The 19,981-nt window shown below is 60.2% G+C and carries 19 protein-coding genes; 10 read left to right on the top strand and 9 right to left on the bottom strand.

The window, feature by feature from the left end; translation table 11 throughout:
- The first annotated feature begins 98 nt into the window (after nucleotides 1-98).
- On the top strand, nucleotides 99-1,496 hold the full coding sequence (locus ACW5W8_RS13430; protein WP_498628288.1) for a peptide MFS transporter: 1,398 nt from the start codon (nucleotides 99-101) through the stop codon (nucleotides 1,494-1,496).
- Nucleotides 1,497-1,570: 74 nt separating this feature from the next.
- Here ACW5W8_RS13430 and ACW5W8_RS13425 read toward each other — a convergent pair whose 3' ends face one another.
- Nucleotides 1,571-2,542: a response regulator gene (locus ACW5W8_RS13425; protein WP_498628287.1), complete on the bottom strand. Its 972-nt coding sequence runs from the start codon at nucleotides 2,540-2,542 to the stop codon at nucleotides 1,571-1,573.
- Between the two features lie 239 nt (nucleotides 2,543-2,781).
- Here ACW5W8_RS13425 and ACW5W8_RS13420 point away from each other — a divergent pair, with 239 nt between their 5' ends.
- The 3 genes from ACW5W8_RS13420 to ACW5W8_RS13410 all read left to right on the top strand — a co-directional run bounded on the left by ACW5W8_RS13420 (nucleotide 2,782) and on the right by ACW5W8_RS13410 (nucleotide 5,176).
- Nucleotides 2,782-3,480 carry a DnaT-like ssDNA-binding domain-containing protein gene (locus ACW5W8_RS13420; RefSeq protein WP_498628286.1) on the top strand — a complete coding sequence of 233 codons (699 nt, stop codon included), beginning with the start codon at nucleotides 2,782-2,784 and terminating at the stop codon, nucleotides 3,478-3,480.
- Between the two features lie 71 nt (nucleotides 3,481-3,551).
- Entirely contained in the window at nucleotides 3,552-4,406 is an 855-nt protein-coding gene (locus tag ACW5W8_RS13415) for a DnaA ATPase domain-containing protein (protein ID WP_019445022.1), read from the top strand.
- Between the two features lie 134 nt (nucleotides 4,407-4,540).
- Entirely contained in the window at nucleotides 4,541-5,176 is a 636-nt protein-coding gene (locus ACW5W8_RS13410; RefSeq protein WP_498628285.1) for an SDR family oxidoreductase, read from the top strand.
- 110 nt (nucleotides 5,177-5,286) lie between these two features.
- Here ACW5W8_RS13410 and ACW5W8_RS13405 read toward each other — a convergent pair whose 3' ends face one another.
- The 4 genes from ACW5W8_RS13405 to ACW5W8_RS13390 form a co-directional block, all read right to left on the bottom strand.
- On the bottom strand, nucleotides 5,287-6,483 hold the full coding sequence (locus ACW5W8_RS13405; RefSeq protein ID WP_498628284.1) for an ABC transporter permease: 1,197 nt from the start codon (nucleotides 6,481-6,483) through the stop codon (nucleotides 5,287-5,289).
- Nucleotides 6,483-7,643, bottom strand: coding sequence for an ABC transporter permease (locus ACW5W8_RS13400; protein ID WP_498628283.1), 1,161 nt, complete (start codon nucleotides 7,641-7,643; stop codon nucleotides 6,483-6,485). Before ACW5W8_RS13400 ends, ACW5W8_RS13405 begins: the two co-directional genes overlap by 1 nt.
- Nucleotides 7,643-8,647, bottom strand: coding sequence for an HlyD family secretion protein (locus tag ACW5W8_RS13395; RefSeq protein WP_498628282.1), 1,005 nt, complete (start codon nucleotides 8,645-8,647; stop codon nucleotides 7,643-7,645). The genes ACW5W8_RS13400 and ACW5W8_RS13395 overlap by 1 nt, the downstream gene beginning before the upstream one ends.
- Before the next feature lie 73 nt (nucleotides 8,648-8,720).
- On the bottom strand, nucleotides 8,721-10,127 hold the full coding sequence (locus ACW5W8_RS13390; protein WP_498628281.1) for a TolC family protein: 1,407 nt from the start codon (nucleotides 10,125-10,127) through the stop codon (nucleotides 8,721-8,723).
- A 291-nt stretch (nucleotides 10,128-10,418) separates the two neighbouring features.
- On the opposite strand from ACW5W8_RS13390, the gene dusB reads away from it, so the two are divergent.
- The 6 genes from dusB to ACW5W8_RS13360 all read left to right on the top strand — a co-directional run bounded on the left by dusB (nucleotide 10,419) and on the right by ACW5W8_RS13360 (nucleotide 15,461).
- Nucleotides 10,419-11,384: a tRNA dihydrouridine synthase DusB gene (gene dusB, locus ACW5W8_RS13385; protein WP_033135778.1), complete on the top strand. Its 966-nt coding sequence runs from the start codon at nucleotides 10,419-10,421 to the stop codon at nucleotides 11,382-11,384.
- Nucleotides 11,385-11,410: 26 nt separating this feature from the next.
- Nucleotides 11,411-11,707: a DNA-binding transcriptional regulator Fis gene (fis, locus tag ACW5W8_RS13380; RefSeq protein ID WP_005309538.1), complete on the top strand. Its 297-nt coding sequence runs from the start codon at nucleotides 11,411-11,413 to the stop codon at nucleotides 11,705-11,707.
- Between the two features lie 113 nt (nucleotides 11,708-11,820).
- Nucleotides 11,821-12,726, top strand: a complete 906-nt coding sequence (locus ACW5W8_RS13375; RefSeq protein ID WP_498628280.1) for a DMT family transporter — start codon at nucleotides 11,821-11,823, stop codon at nucleotides 12,724-12,726.
- 289 nt (nucleotides 12,727-13,015) lie between these two features.
- Entirely contained in the window at nucleotides 13,016-13,834 is an 819-nt protein-coding gene (locus ACW5W8_RS13370) for a DUF3100 domain-containing protein (protein WP_498628279.1), read from the top strand.
- Entirely contained in the window at nucleotides 13,831-14,280 is a 450-nt protein-coding gene (locus ACW5W8_RS13365) for a hypothetical protein (protein ID WP_075113677.1), read from the top strand. The genes ACW5W8_RS13370 and ACW5W8_RS13365 overlap by 4 nt, the downstream gene beginning before the upstream one ends.
- Nucleotides 14,280-15,461, top strand: a complete 1,182-nt coding sequence (locus tag ACW5W8_RS13360) for a M20 metallopeptidase family protein (protein ID WP_498628278.1) — start codon at nucleotides 14,280-14,282, stop codon at nucleotides 15,459-15,461. Before ACW5W8_RS13365 ends, ACW5W8_RS13360 begins: the two co-directional genes overlap by 1 nt.
- A gap of 91 nt (nucleotides 15,462-15,552) precedes the next feature.
- On the opposite strand, the gene ACW5W8_RS13355 is transcribed toward ACW5W8_RS13360, so the two are convergent.
- The 4 genes from ACW5W8_RS13355 to ACW5W8_RS13340 all read right to left on the bottom strand — a co-directional run bounded on the left by ACW5W8_RS13355 (nucleotide 15,553) and on the right by ACW5W8_RS13340 (nucleotide 19,683).
- Nucleotides 15,553-16,512 (bottom strand): LysR substrate-binding domain-containing protein, encoded by a 960-nt coding sequence (locus tag ACW5W8_RS13355; RefSeq protein WP_498628277.1) that lies wholly within the window; start codon nucleotides 16,510-16,512, stop codon nucleotides 15,553-15,555.
- 135 nt (nucleotides 16,513-16,647) lie between these two features.
- Complete coding sequence (locus ACW5W8_RS13350; protein ID WP_498628304.1) at nucleotides 16,648-17,274, bottom strand: LysE family translocator; 627 nt, start codon at nucleotides 17,272-17,274, stop codon at nucleotides 16,648-16,650.
- 104 nt (nucleotides 17,275-17,378) lie between these two features.
- On the bottom strand, nucleotides 17,379-17,873 hold the full coding sequence (gene ilvN, locus ACW5W8_RS13345) for an acetolactate synthase small subunit (RefSeq protein ID WP_005311605.1): 495 nt from the start codon (nucleotides 17,871-17,873) through the stop codon (nucleotides 17,379-17,381).
- A gap of 91 nt (nucleotides 17,874-17,964) precedes the next feature.
- Nucleotides 17,965-19,683, bottom strand: coding sequence for an acetolactate synthase 3 large subunit (locus ACW5W8_RS13340; protein WP_043823044.1), 1,719 nt, complete (start codon nucleotides 19,681-19,683; stop codon nucleotides 17,965-17,967).
- Nucleotides 19,684-19,981 lie beyond the last annotated feature (298 nt).

Here is a 19,981-nt window from a genome sequence, read left to right as displayed (position 1 = left end):
GTTGTAATTTATTCACGCATGTTCTATAAGGATTGAGGCGTGTTTCTCGCCCTTGCATAAAAAACTCAAAAAAATATAAGACACAGGTGGAAGTTCCAATGAATAACCCGTCAAAAGGGACCTTTTTAGGTCACCCTAAAGGGCTTTTTTTGCTCTTTAGTACCGAACTGTGGGAGAGATTCTCCTATTACGGCATGCGTGCCGTGCTGGTGCTCTATCTGACCGACCTGACTGCCAATGGCGGTCTGGGCTGGAGTCAGGCAGACGCCCTCAAACTCTACGGTATCTATACCGGTCTGGTTTACATCACTCCGCTGATCGGCGGCTGGCTGGCTGACACCTTCCTGGGTCAACGCCGTGCCATCCTGATCGGTGCCGTGCTGATGGCCGCAGGTCAGTTCACTCTGGCACTGCCCCACGCCATGTTCCCGGATATGGTCAACACCATGTTCTACGCGGGCCTCGCGCTGCTGATCGTGGGTAACGGCCTGTTCAAACCGAACATCTCCACCATGGTGGGTGACCTCTATGAAGAGGGCGATCACCGCCGTGATGGTGCTTTCACCATCTTCTACATGGGTATTAACCTGGGTTCCCTGCTGGCAGGCGTGATCTGTGGTGCTGCTGCCACCGCCTACGGCTGGCAAGCTGCCTTCGTCGGCGCCGGTATCGGTATGCTGCTCTCTCTGGTGATCCAGGCGACTCTGGCCCAGCGCTTCCTCGGCAACATCGGTCGTGTGACTGCCGCCCAGCGTGCTGCGGCACTGCGTACCAGCGAGCAGAAAGCGCCGCTGACCAAGCAGGAAGTGGATCGCATCAAGGTCATTCTGGTGTTGGGTCTGTTCACCATCATCTTCTGGGCCGGTTTCGAGCAGGCCGGTGGCCTGATGAACCTCTACACCCAGGAGTATACCGACCGGATGATCGGCAGCTTCGAAGTGCCGACCGCCTGGTTCCAGTCCCTGAACCCCTTCTTCATCATCACTCTGGCGCCGGTCGTTGCGGCCATCTGGATCAAGCTCGGCAAGAAAGAGCCGAACTCTCCGGTGAAATTCGCCATGGGTCTGCTGTTCCTGGCCGTTGGTTTCCTGTTCATGGTCGGTGCCGTACTGCAGCAAGGTGGTGACAACACCATCAAGACCTCCATGTTCTGGCTGGTTGGCGCATACCTGTTCCACACCCTGGGCGAGCTCTGCCTCTCCCCGATCGGCCTCTCCATGGTGACCAAACTGGCTCCGCTGCGTCTGGCTTCCCTGATGATGGGTGCCTGGATGGGCTTTATCGCCATCGCCAACTATGCTGCGGGCTTTATCGGCTCCATTGTTGGTGAAGCGGGCCCGATCGCCATTTTCGGTGGCATCGCCCTGGCTGCGGTGCTGAGCGCCCTGCTGCTGCTGACCATGGCTAACCGCCTGGTTTACTGGATGCACGGTGCCGAAGGCCCGGCCAAAGAGCCGCAAGCTCAAGATAAGAAACTGCACTCCGCCGCCGTCTAAACGGTCAGGATTGTAAAAAGCAAACAGGGCGCCTATCGGGCGCTCTGTTTGCTTTGGCCTGTTATCAGGTGGCGTCAGTGATGACGAACCTGCACATCCAGCGAGCCGCCGCTGTCGCTGCGAAACTGCAGGGCGAACGGTTCATGCCAGCTGCGTTTATGCAGGGCATAGTGGCTGCTGCGCATCAAGCCAAGGGGCAAGCCACCCGAGCGCATCAGCCAGTGGGGAGAGGTGAGCCCTGCGTTGGCAAACACCAGCCCATCATGCTGATCAAACAGCAACGCCGCCATGGCAAAAGAGTGGCGAAGCCCGGACGCCATCAACTGATGGTTGAGGTAGTCGAGCAACCGGTGCGGCTGGCTCAGCAAATGGCTCTCGTTCTGCTGAAACTGGCGGTAGGGGACGTTCATCAAGGATCGCACCAGCGCACCACAAAATGCCGCATCCGTACCCATGATCGGCAGCTCCATCACCAGCACCAGCAGCTTGTCTTCCACCTTGAAGGTATCAGGAATAAACAACTGCCCCAGCCCCTTGAACGTGACCTGCCAGGGGCCCCACTCCTGCAAGCCCGGTGGCTTGAGCCCCGCCAGCAGACGGCTAGCCGCCTTGTCGTGGGCACTGAAATAGTCGATGTGATCCATCAGCTCCAGTTGCTGCGCCCGGTTGCCGCTGCCGTTGAGACACTGTTCGATACTGCGCTCGACCAGCGCGTAATCCTCGAGGGGTTTGAGCAGATAGTCCCGCGCACCGGCACGCAAGGCGCTGGCGACCGCCTCCATGGTGCTCTGGGCCGAAATGACGATAACCGGAATATGGGGATAGCGCGCAGAGAGGCAGGCGATCACTTCGTGACCATCCATATTGGGCATGTTGAGATCGCAGAGCACCACATCGGGATGGTAGAGAGCTGCGGCCGACAGACCCTCAATCCCGTCTTCGGCCTGAAATACCGTTGCCCCGTCCCGTGCGAGGTAACTCACTAGCGAGTGGCGAAAAACGGCTTCGTCCTCCACCACCAGGATCCGTAGCCCGGCTCTTAACATCTTGATAAAGCTCTTATTAGTCAATTGGTTATTTAGGTATTAAGACTAGTTCAAAAGTGAGGTATCCGCGGAAACGATGCGTCAAAAATAGACCTTGGTCAGGTTCTGAGCGACAGATTGCTCTATTAACAACCACATAGCAGCACAACCTCTCCCCACAATGTCGCTACCTCCATGCGAATTGTGCAAGCCCCTGCCATAGGGGATAATGGCCGCCACACAAGCGCATAAAGAAGACCATGACTCCAGCCGAATACAGTGCCCTCTCCTACCCCAGATTGTCCCATCCGGCCCGCAGTCTCTATACCCTGCAGCTGCGCCGACTGGTGCTGGAAAATCAGCTGGCCCGGCTCAACTATCCCGAGCTGGGTCGCGCACTGGCGGTGGTTGACCCGGGCGATCCCTGTGGCTTCTCGTTTCAGGTCAACGCCCGCCAGCTCACCGAACTGTTCGATGAACTGATGGAGGCGGGCCTGCTGCAGGTCGAGGCTCAGCCCGAGAGTGAGCACTACCATCAGTGCCCGTTCCAGTTGCCGCTGCTCACCCAGAAATTGCGCAGCCCGCTGCCGGAGCGCCCCTTCCAGATGCATCTGCAATGGCGCCCGGACGAAGAGCTGCCCGCCCTCGCCCGTCTGTGCGGGGTGATCGATGCCAGCTACAGCGAAGAGGATCTGGGGGAGTTTATCGCCTACTGGCTGGGGCGCCCCGAGGTGTTCGACTCCCAGCATCAATGGATGCTCAAGTTTATTCGCGCCCTCAAGACCCGCCGCTACACCCGTCGCAAACCGATGGAGGTACAGGGCTACCAGCAGGTGACCCCTACCCCAGCAGAGTCAGGCCCGAGCAAACGGGCCCAACAGATGATTGAAGAGGCCAAGCGACTGGCCCAACAGCAGACGCAAGAACCCGCAGCGCAGCAGGAGCCGGATAATGATTGATAGCGGCCCCCGCCTGCAGGCAGAATCAACCCCTTGTCTACCCATCCCTGACCGAGCAGAAGGAGCATTCCATGACTGACCCGCAAGATCCCCTGCGCCAGGAACTGGAAGAGATCGAAGCCAAGCGCCAGAAGATCGCCAAGGCCAAGCAGGATCACCGTATTCACGACCCGGAATTGAGCCGCCATGTAGGTGGCCTGCTGGAGCGCATTCGTCGCCTGCAGCAAGAGACCGGCGGCGGCCAGTATGACTACGAGACTCTGCGCAAGGAGTATGACGCCAAGGCCAACGCCGAGGTGCGCGAGCTGCAGAAAGCGGCCCGTCAGGAGCGGATCCAGAAGCTGATCGCCCAGGCCGACCTCAACCCTGACTGGGTATTCGACAAAATGGATGCCACAGATCCGGCGCTGCAATACCCTATCGAAACCGCCCGTTACTTTATCAGCGGCTTCGAGCACTGGGAGAAGAGCGGTGGCGGCTGCATGCTGATCTACGGCGACTACGGCACCGGCAAGTCGACCCTGGCGGGGGCGGTTGCGCATGAGCTGATCGCCCGTCACCAGAAATCGGTGATCTTCCAGCAGTGGGCCTCCATCGTCGATCGGCTGTTCTTCAACGTGATCCCCGATCAGGACGAGCGCAACCAGTACCGCCGCGCGCTGGAAGAGGTGGATCTGCTGATCATCGACGAGGTATCGGCCAACCGCGCCAAAATGGCGGAGAGCCAGTCCAGCTTCCTCGGCCACCTGCTTCGCCGTCGTCGCAACCTGTCAAAGAGCGTCATCATCATCACCAACCACACGCCCCAGACCCTGCATCAGGCGATCGGTGATTTCAGCTATGAGGCGATCAAGGCGTTCAATCCGGTGGATATCCACCTGAGCGGCCCCAGCCGTCGCCCCAGCATCGGCAACTACAACGGCTGATCCCCTCTCAGCGGGTGCGAGTCGCTGGCGGCTCGCACCTTCTCCTTCTTGCTGCCTCACAAATAGAAACAACTCTCATTTACAGCAGGAGAACAAGCCACTAGGCTAGCCCCTTTTACCAAGGGAGCTCATCTATGCCAACCACACTGATTTTCGGAGCCAGCCGCGGGCTGGGCCGCGCCTTTACTCATCACGCCCTGAGCCAGGGTCACCGGGTCGTTGCGCTGGTGCGCAGCCCCGAGATGGCTACGGAACTGATTGCGCTGGGAGTTGAGGTGATCGAGGGGGATGCGCTGGATCCGGCTGCGGTGCAGCAGACATGTGCCCGTGCGGGGCAAGATGCACAGGTCGTCTCTACCCTCGGCAGCTTCCGTCAGACCGCGCCGGTGGACTATCAGGGCAACCGCCATGTGATCGATGCCATGGAGCAGGCAGGCCTGAAACGGCTGCTGCTGGTCACCTCCCTCGGCTGCGGCGACAGCTGGCAATATTTGCCGCAGCGGGCCCGCGCCGCCTTCGGTCACGAGGTGCGTCTCAAGAGTCTAGCGGAGAGCTGGCTGCAGACCAGCGCCCTCGCATGGACCATTCTGCGCCCGGCGGGCCTTCAGGATGGCGACGCCACCGGCCGTGCCGAACTGAGTCAGGGCAAGGAGGTACATGGACTGGTACGCCGCGCCGATGTAGCCGCCCAAGGGCTGCGCCTGCTGGCGGATGAGACAGCGGTGGGGCAGATCTACGCCATCGGGGATCCCGAACTCCAGCGTGGCTAAACAAGCAGTAAAACCGCTTAACCCCACCACATAACAAAACGGTCAGCCCAAGGGCTGACCGTTTTCGCTATACCGCACACGCTATCTCACGGGCGCTTGCACCATCCCGCTTAACCGGCGGTCGTTTCACTCTGAACGACTGACGGGCGAGCAACTGGCAGCGACTGCTGCCGCCAACGCAGCAGCAGGCAGGCCAGCGCGCCGTAGAGCAGGGCCAATCCCCACAACTGCCACCAGTAGCGGGAAACCTGTTCAAAGCCAGCTCCCATCTGGTTGAGGCGCAGAAACCCCTCGATGGCCGAGATAGTGGGCACCCACTGAGCCAGCCAGTTGAGGGGTGCCGGGATCAGCTCGAGCGGCCAGATAAAGCCCGCCAGAAAGACCAGCGGCAGGGAGGAGATCAGCACCACCTGAGTGGGCAGATCCCGCCGGGTAAATATCGCGCCGAGCACCACGCCAAACCAGCAGGTCGCCAGCAGGAACGGCAGGGCAAAAAGCCAAAGCTGCACCGGATCTGCATGACGAGCGATATTGTAGTGATCGAAGCAGAAGCCGAGGAAGTAGCTCACCGGCAGCAGGAACAACCCCGCCAGCACCAGGGTTCTGGCCAGCAGCAGCGACAACACCGGCGCGCTTTGCCAGTAACCATGCTCGCCGCGGCAACTGCGCTGGTTCTGGGTCGCCCCCAGGATCCCCGCCCCCATCAGCAACACCTGATGGAGGATCAGCACAAACACCGCCGGCACCACGTAGTTGACGTAGCCCATGGTGGGGTTGAACACCGGCACCACGTTGAGGGCCACCGCATTCCAACCCATGGCCGCTTGTGGCAGCGCCTCGCCGTGGCTCAGCAGCCGCGCCACCTTCACCTGCGCGGCGAGAGTGCCACCGGCCTGCGCCAGTCCTTCGGCAATGGTGCCGTAGACCAGAAAGTAGGAGGCATCACCGGCATAGCTCAGGGTGACGCTCTTGCCCAGCATCAGATCCCGATAGAAGTGGTTGGGGATATGCAGGATCCCGCTCGCCTCCCCGGCCATCATCAGCTGGCGCGCCTCGGCCAGCGAATTGGCCCGCGCAACCAGCTTCACCTGCGGCGTGGCATCGGCCATAAACTCCAGCTGACGGGACAACTGACTGCCATCCTCGTTGACCACCACCACCGCCTCTTCCCGCGGCAGCTGATGCAGATAGGGCTGGGGATAGAGAAACGAGTAGAAGATTACCCCGCCAAACAGGGTGAGCATGATGGCGCGATCCGCCAGCAGGGTGCGCAGCTCTAGGCGCAACAGATCGACAAATCCCAGCATCACTCGGGCTCCTTCTCGGCGACGGCCACTACGGCAGAAGCTGATTGACGGGCAAGCTCAGCCTGTGGCTTGTAACGGCGCACCGCCAGCAGCAGGGGGAGCAGGAACAACAGCAACGCCCCCAGTTGCGGCAGCGCCGATGCGAGAGGCAGATCGTAGTTGCTCTGACCAATTTGCAGCTCCACATAGTGGGAGACCGGCAACAGGCTGCGCCAGAAGCGGGCAAATTCCCCCATGGCGCTCACCGGAAAGGTGACCCCCATAAAGGCGAAACCAGGCGCCGTGTAAGCCCCAGCCAGCGACAGGGCACGGGCCGGATCCCGGATGATGCCGTAAAAGAAGGCCCCCATGGTGACGCAGGCCGCCGAGGCAAGCCCCAGGCCAACGATCAGCACCAACCAGCTGCCGTGCATGGGATAGGAGAAACCTTTAAACAGCAGCAGCGTCCAGACAATCCCCCAACCCCAGCCAATCAGCACATGGGGCAGCAGGGTACGCCACAGGCCGAACCAGACACCGCGGGTGGTCCAGTCCAGCCCCAGCCGATCGGTACGGGCCAGCGCATTGAGTCCGAATAACACCACCAGGATCTGCCACACCGCGGGCAGAATAGCGCTCAGCAGAAACTGGGCGTAGCTGGAGTTGAGGTTGTAGAGCGCAGTCACCTGACTGCTGATAGGCACCGACTGTCCGAGTGCGCCGGGCTGCGCCTTGCCGTCAGCCATCGCCTCCAGCACGCCCACCTGACCATTGAGAGTGCCTACCACCTGCGCCAGCGCCGAGTTGACCAGCTTGGCGATCAGGATGAACTGGCCATTGTTGAACACCGTCACCTGCGGCTGGGTGCCCTGACGGGCATCCCGTTCCAGATGGTTGGGGATCACCACCAGCGCATAGATGTCGCCACCGCGCAGGGCGTGGGCTCCGGCATCGATGGAATCAAACTGTTGCGCGACCTTGAGCCCGGCCGAGCCATCCAGCGAGAAGGCGAGTTGGCGCGAGAGCATGCTGTGGTCGAGATCCACCAGCCCCACCTTGAGGTCGCGGGCCAGCCCTGCCGAGAAGATCCAGCAGAGGATCCCCATCAGCAGCAGCGGCACCCAGCTCATCAGGGCACGGCTGAACGGGTCCTGCCACAGCAGCCGAAATTCACGTCCCATCAGAGTTCAACCAGCACGCTCATGCCAACCCGCAGCCCTTCGACCGGTTGCAGCGGGCGAGCCTCCACCTGGAAGCTCTTCATGTCGAAGCCCTGACGGGTATCGGTGGCACGCCAGGTGGCGAAATCACCCATCACGGCCACATGAGTCACCTTGAAGCGCACCATCTGATCGCCAAGGCCCGGAATGCGGGCATCGAACTCGGTACCGACCGGGAAGCGGGGTAGCAGATCTTCGCGCACGTGGAACTGGGCCCAGGCATCGCTCATGTCGAGCAGAGTCACTACGGGGAAGCCTTGTGGCGCCAGCTCGCCGCTGCGCAGCAACACCTGACTCACTTCACCATTGTGGGGGCTGGTGATGCGGGTATCGGCCAGATAAGCCTCCACCTCGGCAACGGAACCAGCCGCCATCTTAGCCTTCTCGCGGGCGGCGATCTTGGTCTCTTCCCGCGCCCCCTCCAGCGCCATCTGGTACTGCTGCCACGCCATCCCTTCGCTGTAGCGGGCGGCTTGCCAGGCAGTCCAGGCCTCATCGCGTTTTTGCAGCGGCATCACGCCGTCGCGGTGCAGGCTGGCCACCCGCTCATAAGTCTTGCCACGCAGGGCTGCGGCGGCCTTGGCTTTTTGCCACTGATCCTTGGCAGCGGCGATCTGTTGGGCACGGGCCCCCTTCTCCGCCTCTTGCGCCAGCGCACCCGCTGCGGCCTCACCCGCCTTGGCCTGGCTCAGCTTGGCTTCAATCTCGGGGCTCGCCAGGGTAAAGACCAGTTGCTCCTTGGTCAGCTGATCGCCCTTTTTCACCAGCACCTCGTCGATGCGACCCGGCACCTTTGAGGAGACCGAATATTGCTGCGCTTCAATCTGCCCTTGCAGATGCACCGGCTCCGGCTGATAAGCGAGCCAGAAGCGCCAGCCGAGCCAGACCACCAGGATCACCAGCGCCAGCGGCAACAACAGCGGTTTACCCTGGCTCATCTTCTTTTTGATGGGGGGATGGCTCATCACTTCACCTCGACAAACGGGCGACCCTTGGCGGTCGAAACAGAGATAGAAAAAGGAACGGACTGGAGTGCGATCATGAGTTCACCTCGATCACCTGACCGTGCTGATATTGATTGAAACTGTTCATCTGGCCGGAGAGGGCCAGCAGGCGAGCCAGCGACACCACATATTGATAAGCCGCAGCCGCGCGCTGGGTCTTGACCCCCGCCAGCTGGTTCTGGGCATCCACCACATCGAGTGACGTAGAGAGCCCCTGACCGAAGGCCTTGTCACGCAGCAGCACGTTCTCCTCTGCCAGCGCCTGGGTAGACGAGAGGGATTGATACTCCTCCAGCCCCTGCGCCGCTTCGCGCCAGGTCTTCTCCACCAGCAACTCCAGATCCTGACGGGTCTTGGCTTGCAGCAGATTGACTTGCAGCTCGGCACTCTTGGCAGCCTGCACCGTCTCGGAGCGACCATCGCGGCTCACCAGCGGCATGCTGACCCCCACCCCCACCAGCCAGTCCGGCGCGGTCTTGGAGGCCAGCGAGTCATCTTCATAGAGGTTGTAGTTGCCGAACAGGAACACCTCGGGGGCATATTTGCCCTTCTCCATCCGGATCATCCCCTTGGCCTGCTCTTTCTTGGCGCTGAGCAACTTGAGGCCGGGGTGCACTTCCAGGGTCTGGCTCACCAGCCCATCTAGGCGCGGCAGCTCCTCATTGACGAACAAGCCGCTGCCGGGCTCGGCGCTGGGCAGCTTGAGCATGTGGCCGAGGGCCAGCTCGGCGATCTCGAGGCCACGGCGCGACTTCTGGGTATCGATGCGGGCCCGATCATAGGCCGACTGGGCGGAGAGACGCTCCACTCTGGCGATCTGGCCCTGGGCTTCCAGCTTCTTGGCGTGATCCAGATGGTGGGCGAGTCCCTCTTCGATCTCCTGCTTGGTCTGCACTACCTGAGCGGCCAACACCACGCCGAAATAGGTCTGGGAGAGGCTCTCGAAAGTAGCTTGTTGCTTGAGCACCAGCAACTGTTGCGCCTCGCTCACCTGTGCCTGGCGGATATCCTGCGCCGCATCGATGCGACCACCGGTAAAGAGCGGCCAGAGCATCTTGACCGAGCTGGTTACCACATTCTGTTTGGTCAGCGGGGTGACGAAATCATCCGGGCTGAGGTGGAACTTCTGCATGAGTGGCGCCAGTACCTTGCCAAGCTCCGGATGGTTGGCGATGGGGTTGAGATCCATCATGTCCAGTTCCACCGGCTGATCGAGGTGGGTATAGCTAGCCCCCAGATCCACCTTGGGCAGATACATGTCTTTGGCTGCCTCGCGCAGCTGCTTGGCCCGATCGACCCCGGCCTGCTCGGCAGCCAGCCCCTCATCTTGCTGGATGACCCGGCTCCAGGCTTCGCCGAAACTGATGGTCTGCGCCTGCGCCGACCCCAGCACGGCTCCCATCAGACACGGCCAGAGTGATTTAATGAACCTTGACGTCATAGATCCCCAATCCGCTTTGTTGCATAAATGTGTGGAGCATTTGCTCGACTTAAGCCCGCTATCATAACGCAAAGCAGGCCGGCAAGTGGACTGACAATTATGCCGGCGCACGACCCGAATGGTACAGCGCTCCGTCTCGGGCAATCTGGCCGTTTTTCAACAACTCCAGAATTTGCAAGCCTTGGCGCGACGTTTTTTTCAGAAAAAAATGGCTGACGCTCAAATACTAACCTTTTCTCCTGCCTAAAAAATGCGTAATATACGCCGCCCTAAGCCGATGGTAACCGTGGAATGCAGATAGGTCCCCACACGCTTGAAACTCCCTTGATTGTGGCTCCCATGGCCGGTGTAACTGACCGACCATTCCGTGAACTTTGTTTGCGATTGGGGGCTGGCATGGCCGTTTCCGAGATGCTGCTGGCCAACCCGGATGTCTGGGATACCCAGAAAACCCGGATGAGGATGGATCACTCTGCAGAAGGCGGATTGCGATCGGTCCAGATTGCCGGAGCCGATCCCGAGATGATGGCGTTTGCTGCCCGCTACAACGTGGAGCAGGGCGCACAGATCGTCGACATCAACATGGGATGTCCGGCAAAAAAAGTGAATAAGAAGTTGGCAGGTTCTGCCCTGCTGCGTGCCCCCGATCAGGTCAAAGCAATTTGCCGGGCCGTGGTTGATGCAGTAGAGGTGCCTGTCACCTTGAAGATCCGCACAGGATGGGATCCGGATAACCGCAATGGCGTGGAGATCGCCCGAATCGCCGAAGATTGCGGTATCGCGGCCCTTGCCGTGCATGGTCGTACCCGTGCCTGCCTCTACAGGGGCGAAGCGGAGTACGACACGATCAGGGCGATTAAGCAGGCCGTATCGATTCCTGTTGTCGCCAATGGTGACATCAACAGCCCGGAGAAAGCCCGGTATGTCCTCGACTATACCGGTGTTGACGCCGTGATGATCGGCCGAGCTGCGCAAGGACGACCCTGGATTTTCCGGGAAATCCGTCATTTTCTTGAGACGGGCACCAAGCTGCCGCCTCCCGAGAGGGAAGAGGTTCGCACCCTGATGAACGAGCATGTAACCAACCTGCACCGGTTTTATGGTGCATATCTGGGAGCGCGCATAGCCCGTAAACACGTGGGCTGGTATCTGGATGAAGAAGAGACGGGCCGAGAATTCCGTAAGCACTTCAATGCCCTGGATTGTGCAGACGCACAACTAGAGGCACTCGAAGCGTATTTCGATGGATTAGGTTAACAAGATAACTAAAGAGCCGACCGAATATGTTCGAACAAACCCTGACTTCTGATGCATTGGTAACAACTACTCACAATCACGCTGCCGAGCCGACCCAGCGCCCCCTGCGTGACTCTGTGCAACAGGCCCTGCGTAACTACCTGGCCCAGTTGAACGGTCAGGAAGTGATTGATCTGTACGATATGGTTCTCTCCGAAGTCGAAGCGCCGATGCTGGACGTGATCATGCAGTACACCCGTGGTAACCAGACTCGCGCTGCCGTGATGATGGGTATCAACCGTGGCACCCTGCGCAAGAAGCTCAAGCGTTACGGCATGAACTGATTGCTGGCCGCGAGCCGCGACGGCGGTTCAAGGCAGATGCGAAAGGCGCCAGGTAGCAATACCTGGCGCCTTTCCTTTATGCTCTCCCCCTCCATTTCACCACGACGACCCCGATGAACCGCACTCCCCTGCTGCTGATGGTACTGGTCACCCTGCTGGCCGCCGCTGGCTGGCTCTTCTCGAAAGAGGCGATCCGCGAACTGCCGCCTGCCGCCTTTATCGGCAGCCGCTTCCTGCTGGCCGCCCTGTTGCTGTTACCACTCGCCTGGCTGCGTGAACCGCCACCGACCCGCGCCCAACTGGTGCGCGCCGCCGGCTGCGGCACATTGCTCGGCGCCAGCCTGCTGCTGTGGGTCACCGCCATCAGCCAGAGCGATGCGCTGGGCAGCGGCGCCTTTATCATGAGCGTCGCGACCCTGATGGCCCCACTGGCCGCCTGGGGAGCCTTTCGTGCCAAACCCGGCCGCCACTACTGGCTCACCCTGCCCATCGCCATCGCGGGTCTGTTGCTGCTCTCCAGCAGCACCCATTGGGGTGGAGATCACCCCGAACAGACAGGCGTATCGCTCTCGCTGTTCTGGTTTCTGGCTGCGGCCACCACTCTCGGCATCCAGCTCGCCGTCCATCGCCACTTTGCCCAATCCATTGCCCCCACCTGGCTCACCTGCATCCAGCTGGCGATGACCGGCCTGCTCGGCACTCTGCTCTCCCTGCTGACCGAACAGTGGCCCGAGGCTGGAGTCAGCCACGGCATCTGGGGCTGGTTTGCGGCGAGCGTCTTGATCGCCACCACATTACGCTACTGGCTGCTCACCCACGCATTGAGCAAGATGACTACCGCCCACGCCGCCCTGATGATGCTGCTGGAACCGGTCTGGACCCTGATCCTGAGCACCCTCTTCTATAGCGAACCCCTCGGCGGCGCCAAACTGGCCGGAGCCGGACTGGTACTCGGCGCCCTGGTGCTCTACCAGCTTCCCCTGCTGCTGCGCAGTGCCAGGCTAAAAGCTCCGGCCTGATGAGAAGTACCGTCCCGAGGGGCGGTGCCATCCATCTCCCCCCATTCCTCTTTTCTGCCTTCCTTGCCCCTCAATGACAGCGAATGCTGACGTTATGTTAACGATATTTAACCCTTGATATCCACAGGGTTAAAGGGCATACCCCATGAAAAAATGCCATATGGCCAACTTGATGGAGGTCACATTCCTCCCCCGCGCCCCTCCCTATCATGCCCCCATCATCCGCCAGCCCGTCAAGTTGGCGATGCCACTTAAAGTGGAACACTCACGAATAACAAGAGAACACACCATGCAGCAAACCAGCACCCTCAAGACGGTCATGGTCAGCATATTGGCAACCGCCATGCTGATCTTTGTGACCCAGTACCTGATAGGCAAGCAGGAGATCAAGATCGGCATCGCCATCATTCCGATCCTGCCGATGCTCTTTGCCGTCATCATCGGCATGACTGTCTCCGCCAAGCCGATCAAGGATCGCATCCCCGGCTGGAAGCAGCTCTTCACCGAGAAAGAGGAGGGCTTCTGCGGCAAGATGGTGGGCTTCAGCCTGCTGATCCTGGGCACCCAGTACGCGGGGATGATCATCCCCAACCTGAAGATGATCCTGAGCGTCGGCGTGCCGTTGTTCCTGCAGGAGATTGGCAACCTGCTGCCGATCCTGATCGCCATCCCGCTGGCGGTGAAGTTCGGCTTTGGTCGTCGCGCCATCGGGGCCTGCTCCTCCATCAGTCGAGAGCCGTCCGTCGCGGTAATTCAGGGCAAGTTCGGCACCGGCTCCCAGGAGTACATCGGTGTGCTGGCCATCTACCTGTGCGGCTCCGTCATCGGCACCCTCTGGTTCAGCGTGCTGGGCAGTATCGCCCCGCTCACCGGTCTGCACCCGCTGGCGCTGGCCGCCGGTTCCGGCGTGGGCTCAGGCTCCATGCTGAGTGCCGCCTCCGGTGCCCTGATCAACGGTCTCGATGAGGCGCTGGCCCAGCAGGTGCTGAGTATCGCGGCTGCCTCGAACCTGCTCTCCTCCGCTCTTGGTGCGCTTTCCCTCACCTATCTGGGTCTGCCACTCGCTGAAAAAATCTATGCCCTGACCTCTAAAGGAGAGAAAGCATGAAAAGCATCGTAATGGATATGCGCTTCGTCTTTCTGGCGATCCTGCTGGCCATGTTTACCCAGACCCTGACCACCGGCACCCCGCTCTGGCTGATGGGTGACAGCTTCATCGCCATGTCACTGGTGGTGTTCGCTTCGCTGATTGCCAAGCGCTACCTGCCCTCCTCCCTGCCAGCGTTTGCCTATGCCACCATCATCGGCATTCTCATCTGCCTGCCGGAGACCCCGGTGCGCGGCCTCTTTATCGATGCCGTCGCCAAGATCTCCTTCCTCTCCTGCTGCGTACCGCTGCTGGCCTTTGCCGGTCTCTCGGTGGGTGGTCAGCTGGAAGAGCTGAAGAAGATGTCCTGGAAAGTGATCCTGATCTTCATGATCGTCTCCACCTGCTGCTTCTTTGGCGCCTCGCTGGTCGCCCAGCTCGGCTTCACCATGCAAGGGATCATCTGATGAACAACATCCACATTGAACCGGCTCTGCTGGCCCTGCGCGACTTCAGTCAGGAAGTGCGCCACCACCTGCACACCATTCCGGAGGCCTCCGGCGTCGAGTTCAAGACCTCGGCCTACTGCCGCGAGCTGATGACAAGCTTCGGCTATCGCCTCACCGACTACCCGGGCTTCACCGGTTTCCACGGGGATCTGGTGGTTGACCCGGTGCTGCCGACCATCGCCTTCCGTGCCGACATGGATGGCCTCGAGATGCACGACATGAGCGACGTTGCGTTCAAGTCAACCCACGAGGGAATGGCCCACAACTGCGGCCACGACTCTCATATGGCGATCGCCCTGACCGCCGCCAAGTTTTTGGCCGCCAACAGATCGCGCCTGCAATACAACGTCCGCTTTATCTTCCAGATGGCGGAAGAGGATATGCGGGTGCCGGGCGCCGAGAAGATGGTCGAACTGGGCTGCATGAAGGGGGTGGACGAGGTCTATGCCCTCCATAACGACGGCGCTATGGAGACCGGTACCATCAAGTTCAACCACGGTGTCATGTCCTCCTGGGGCTCCGCCTGGACGCTGGATGTGCACGGTATCTCAGCCCACGGCTCCACCCCCCACAAGGGGCTGGATGCCATCCGTGAAGCGGTGCGAATCATCGAGGATATGGACTACATCGTCGCCAAGCGCACCAGTCCGTTCAGCCCGGCCGTATTTGGCTGCGGCATGATCAACGGCGGCACCATCCCCAACGCCATCGCCGACCATGTGCAGGCGCGCGGTACCATCCGCGCCATGGATGCCGAGACCGACCAGATCCTGAAGAACAGCTTCAAGGAGATCGTGGCCCAGAGCGAACTGCGCGGCTTCAAGACCAAGATGGTCTATGCCGGGTATCCGGCGGTCGAGAACCACGCCGATGCCTGTGCCCGCCTGTTGCAAGCGGCCGCCGACGTGTTGCCCTCCGAGGGGATCAACGCCAAGGGTCAGCCGATGACCGGCAGCGAAGATTTCAGCTATATGGTCAATGCCTGCCGTGGCCGCAAGGGGGCCATGTTCTTCCTCGGCAGCGGCTGTCAGGCCAAGGGGATCTGCAACTACCTGCATGCAAACCCCTACTACCTCGATGACGACTGCCTGCTGGTCGGTGCCCAGCTCTTTATCAATCTGGCGACCCGCAGCGCTTAATCCCGTATACCGATAAAACCAGAAGAGAGGCAACTGCCTCTCTTTTTTTTATCTCTGCATGTTTGCTCTGTACGCGGCAAACAACCCGCGGCTAGAGCCACGGCAGCTCCGCCATATTGGCGGCAGGCGGCTGATTAATCAGGTGCTGTTGCACCGTCTCCCGGTTGATATGGGGGGCGTAGAGGTGGATAAAGTCGTACATGTAGTCGCGCAGATGGACATGTTTGCGCAGGCAGATGTGGGTGGCGCTTGAGGCGATCAGGTGGTCGATATTGAGGCTCACCAGATCCGCCCTGTCCCCCTCGTCGAACGCCACGCTAGCGATCACCCCGACACCCATCCCGAGACGGACATAATGTTTGATCACATCGGTATCGGTGGCAGTCAGCACGATTTTCGGCGACAGACCGTGGCGACCAAAAGCCTTGTCCATCTTGGAACGGCCGGTAAAGCCGAACACGTAGGTGATGAGGGGATAGCGAGCCAGATCCGCCATCGACAGCGGCTGGCAGTCGATCAGCGGATGGCCGTGGGGCACCACCACGCTGCGGCCCCAACGATGGCAAGGGACGGCGGCCAGCTCATCGAACAGATACATAGATTCGGTAGCGATCGCCATATCCACATCGCCACTTTGCACCATCTGGGCCAGCTGGGCAGGCGCCCCCTGATGGAGCTGGATCGCCACGTCAGGGTAGCGACGGCTGAACTCGGTGATCACCGCTGGCAACTTGTAGCGCGCCTGGGTATGGGTGGTGGCGATACGCAGCACCCCGCTGGTAGCCAGTTGCTCCCCGAGCGACAGCTGGTTGAGCTGCTCCACCTGCGCCACTACTCCCTTGGCCAACTCCATCACCTGCTCGCCTGCGCTGGTCAAGCCGACCAGATTCTTTCCCTTGCGGGTAAAGAGGGCGAGCCCGAGCTCATCTTCCAGCATCTTCATCTGCTTGCTGAGGGTGGGCTGGGAGGTGTAGAGCTTCTCCGCCGTCGCCGAGATGTTGAAGTTGTTCTTCACGATCTCGGTAAAGTTCTTGAGCCGGGCGATGTTCATCTGGGCAAGGGATCTCGCTGCTGCGGCCAGTGGGGCTGACCAGAAAAAGAGAGAGCGGGGCTGGCCCCGCAGCTGACTGCCGACCATACCACAGCACGGAGCACGATAATCTGCCCCAGGTCAGAAAGCGGCGAGCTAGTCGCTGGCGAGCTTGATCCCGAGCCCGACAAACAGGGTGCCGATGCCGCGGTTGAGCCAGCGGCCAATCCGGGCTGGCAACTTAACCTTGTTGCGAGCGTATGCCGTGCTGAAGACCAGAAAGTGGCACCAGATCATCCCGTTCAGGTTGAAGATGCAGCCGAGCAGGATAAAGGCGAGCGCCTTGTCGGGGGCATCCGGTGCGATGAACTGGGGCACGAAGGCGAGGAAAAAGAGCGCCACCTTGGGGTTGAGCACATTGGTCAACACTCCCTGCCGATAAATCTGGCCATAGGAGAGAGCAGGCAAGGTGGCCCCTCTCTCCATTGAGCCCGTGGCTTGCTGGCGCAGCAGGGAAAACCCCAGATAAATGAGGTAGATGGCACCAGCCAGCTTGATAAGGGCAAACAACTCGGCCGACGCACTGAGCAGGGCCGACAGACCCAGCGCCGCCGCCAGCACATGCACCATGACACCGGTACCGATGCCAAGGGTCGCGACCGAACCCGCACGCCAACCTTGCGAGCCACTGCGCAGCATCACCAGCAGGGAGTCAGGTCCCGGCATGATATTGAGCAACAGCCCCGAGACCATAAACAGTGCCAGATCATGAATACCGAACATCATCCCTACCCTCGTAAAGCAAGACCAAACAAAGAGGGCTCCGCAGAGCCCTCTTTTCTTTCACTCTGCGGCAGCTGACGCATCATCAGCAGCCCCGCCAGCCATCAGGGCCGCAGTGCCTTGTCCGCCCGCGAGATACCGCAGACGCCGGAGCGCACCACTTCGATGATCTCGTTGGTCTGGGCGGCCGTCTTGATAAAGGCATCCAGCTTCTCGCTGGTGCCCACCAGCTGCACCGTGTACTGCTCGGGGGTGACGTCGACAATCTGACCACGGAAGATATCCGCCAGCCGTTTCAGCTCGTCGCGAGCACCACCGGCGGCGCGTGCCTTGACCAGCGCGATCTCCCGCTCGATGTGTTCACCCTCGCTCAAGTCGCATACCTTGAGCACGTCCACCAACTTGTGCAATTGCTTCTGGATCTGCTCCAGTACCCGCTCGTCACCCATGGTGACGATAGTCATGCGCGACAGGGTGGGATCCTCGGTCGGCGCCACCGTCAGGGTCTCGATGTTGTAGCCACGCTGGGAGAAGAGGCCCACCACGCGGCTCAGGGCGCCGGATTCGTTCTCCAGCAGTACTGAAATGATGTGTCTCATGATAATTCCCCCGCCTTGCTCAGCCACATCTCGTCCTTGATGGAACCAAACTTGAGCTCCTTGAGCACGACCGAAATAATATGTTCCATCGTCAGGTTCTCTCCGTCTTGCTCAGCCACATCTCGTCCATGGCGCCAAACTTGATCTGCATCGGATAGACATGCTCATCCGGGTCAACCGAGATATCCATAAACACCAGCCGATCCTTCATGGCGAAGGCCTTCTCCATGGCGCTCTCCAGCTCGGCCGGATCGCTCACCGCGATACCAACGTGGCCATAGGCTTCCGCCAGTTTGACGAAATCCGGCAGGGACTCCATGTAGGAGTGGCTGTGACGACCGCCGTAGAACATCTTCTGCCACTGCTTGACCATGCCCAGTGCACGGTTGTTGATGGAGATGATCTTGATGGGCACCCCGTACTGCATGCAGGTAGAGAGCTCCTGAATGTTCATCTGTACCGAGCCATCGCCGGTAACGCAGCAGACCACCGCATCCGGGTTGGCAAACTGGGCACCCATGGCGGCCGGAATACCAAAGCCCATGGTGCCGAGGCCCCCTGAGTTGATCCACTGGCGCGGTTTGGCAAACGGGTAGTAGAGGGCGGCAAACATCTGGTGCTGGCCCACGTCGGAGGCGACGAACGCCTGACCCTGAGTCACTTTGTAGAGGGTCTCGATCACCTGTTGCGGCTTGATCTGGGTTGCCGACTTTTCGTAGGCCAGACAGTGACGGGAGCGCCACTGGTTGATCTGGCTCCACCAGTCCGCCAGCGCCTCCTTGTCGTTATCGAAGCCACACTCGCGGATCACTTCCAGCATCTGCTCCAGCACGGTCTCCACCGAGCCGACGATGGGCACATGGGCCTGCACTGTCTTGGAGATGGAGGTGGGGTCGATATCGATATGGACCACGGTCGCATTGGGGCAGAACTTGGCTACGTTGTTGGTGACGCGGTCATCAAAGCGGGCACCCACGGCGAAGATGAGATCCGCGTTGTGCATGGTCTTGTTCGCTTCGAAGGTACCGTGCATCCCCAGCATGCCGATAAATTGCGGATGGACACCGGAGAAAGCCCCCAGCCCCATCAGGGTGGTGGTCACCGGCAGGTTCAGCAGCTCCGCCAGCTTGGTCACCAGATGATCCGCATTGGCGTTGATGGCACCGCCGCCCACATACATCACCGGGCGCTGGGCATCCACCAACAGCTTGGCAGCCCGCTTGATCTGGCCCTTGTGGCCCGACTTGGTCGGATTGTAGGAGCGCAGGGAGACCGTCTCGGGATACTGGTAGGGGAATTTTTCTTTCGGATTCTGCACATCTTTGGGCAGATCCACCACCACCGGCCCCGGGCGGCCGCTGGCGGCAATGTAGTAGGCCTTCTTGATGGCCTCGGGAATATCGCTCGCCTTCTTGCACAGGAAGCTGTGCTTCACCACCGGGCGGGAGATACCGATCATGTCGGTCTCCTGGAACGCATCCTCACCGATCATGCTGGTCGGCACCTGACCGGAGAGGATCACCAGCGGAATGGAATCCATATAGGCGGTGGCAATACCGGTAATGCAGTTGGTCGCCCCCGGGCCTGACGTTACCAGCACTGTCCCCACCTTGCCGGTGGAACGGGCGTAACCGTCAGCCATGTGAACCGCGGCTTGCTCGTGCCGCACCAAGACATGCTCCATCTTGCCGTTTTCGAAGAGAGCGTCATAGATGTCGAGCACTGAGCCACCAGGGTAGCCGAAGACGTGTTCAACTCCCTGATCTTCCAGCGCTCTAACCACCATCTGGGCGCCTGATAACATCTCCATGATAAAGCCCTCCAGGCTTTGCTCCGTTTAGCGAATCCCGCCGACGATGCCGTACTTCCCGGCACGGCCCGATCCGTTTCTTGTTGTTATCTGAATGCAGATCGGCCCAATTCAGCCCCGTCGACAGTAGAAAAAAAGGATTTTTCCGTCATTCACCCGAAAATAGGGTGAAAAACCAACTTAACCCGCTTCATAACGCTTGTCCACGGCTTTATCTGACCAGAACAGTCATACATTTCAACCGGCTATTAACATTCAATGACTTGCCGCAGCGGCCATGAGACAAAAGGGAAGGGAG

It is taken from the genome of Aeromonas aquatilis (assembly GCF_054052405.1).
The sequence above is the reverse complement of the archived record's forward strand: the minus strand, read 5'-3'. Positions and strand labels throughout refer to the sequence as shown.